The organism is Vibrio sp. Vb0304 (assembly GCF_033338995.1).
GTDB lineage: Bacteria > Pseudomonadota > Gammaproteobacteria > Enterobacterales > Vibrionaceae > Vibrio > Vibrio alginolyticus.
In genome coordinates this window covers 1-1,359 of the sequence record NZ_JAWOTT010000144.1, presented here as the reverse complement: position 1 = coordinate 1,359, position 1,359 = coordinate 1, and the positions used below count along the sequence as shown (strand labels likewise).

Below are 1,359 nucleotides of genomic sequence, written 5' to 3'. Positions count from 1 at the left end.
GAGACGATATCCAAATTTTAGCGAATCAGTACCTGAAAACCGTGCCAGAGCTCGACCAACTTTTTATTGGTGTCGACGTATTCGAGGGCAAAGATGCGGTCAAGTCGAACATGAAGGCACTTAGAGCAGCCAACAAACACCTTGCGAATGGCGGCTTGTTATTGGTTTTCCCTGCGGGTGAAGTGTCACAGTTGGTGGATGCCAAACAACAGCGTTTAGAAGACAAAGAATGGAGCCGCAGTGTCAGTGCGTTAATTCGTAAGAACAAAGCCGCCACTGTTCCCATCTTCATTAGTGGGCAGAACTCAAAACGCTTCTACATGGCAGGTAAAATCCACCCTCTTTTACGCACCTTGATGTTAGGAAGAGAGCTACTCAACAAGAGCGCAAAAACCATTGACTTGTCCTTTGGGCAAGCAATCAAGTTTAAAGAACTCAATAACCTCAACGATGATCAGATCGTCAATTATCTGAGGCTTAACACCTACCTGCTTAACCGCGATGTAAGTGCCACTCAGCAAACGGTCTCAGACAATGATCTCTTACCTATTGCGGTAGGGTTACCCATAGGCCAATTACTTGAAGAGCTGCACAGCTTACCGGCAGAAACCCAATTGCTTCAAAATGGCGAGTTCGACGTGTACTGCGCCAGTGCGCAGCAGATTCCATCTCTCCTACATGAAATTGGCCGCTTGCGAGAACATAATTCCCGTCAAGTTGGCGAAGGGACCGGACAAGCGATAGACATCGATCATTTCGATCATGATTACCTGCACCTGTTTGTGTGGGATCGTGAGAACCAATGCATGGTAGGAGCTTACCGTCTTGGATTAGTTGATCAATTATTGGCGAAATATGGCGTAGAAGGATTGTATTCGCGCACCTTGTTCAACTATGACCAACGCTTTCTCGATCAAATGGGCAAGTCGATTGAAATGGGTCGTTCTGTGATTGCCGAGCAATATCAAAAAAGCATGAGTGCCCTACTCTTACTCTGGAAAGGCATAGCGACTTTTGTTCATCAACATCCTGAATACACGCACTTATTTGGCCCAGTGAGCATCAGCAACGATTACAGCCATACCGCGCGTCAATTATTGGCACAATCGATGACCCTACACCACTACGACAACGACTGCGCCGAATACGTCACTCCGTCAAACCCACTGCCAGAAACCAACTTAAACTGGAATACCAGCATGCTAACCGCATTGGGAGATTTACAATTGCTATCTCGCGTGATCGCTCGAATTGACGAAGGCAAAGGCGTTCCGGTATTACTGCGCCAATATTTGAGTTTGAATGGTAAGTTGGTGTGTTTTAACGTCGATCCGGCGTTTAACAACGCACTGGATGGAT

At 46.7% G+C, this 1,359-nt stretch carries 1 protein-coding gene; it reads left to right on the top strand.

Annotated elements, in window-relative coordinates:
- Positions 1-1,359 (top strand): lysophospholipid acyltransferase family protein (locus tag R7P35_RS24530; RefSeq protein ID WP_318092947.1); only part of this gene is annotated, 1,359 nt, incomplete at both ends.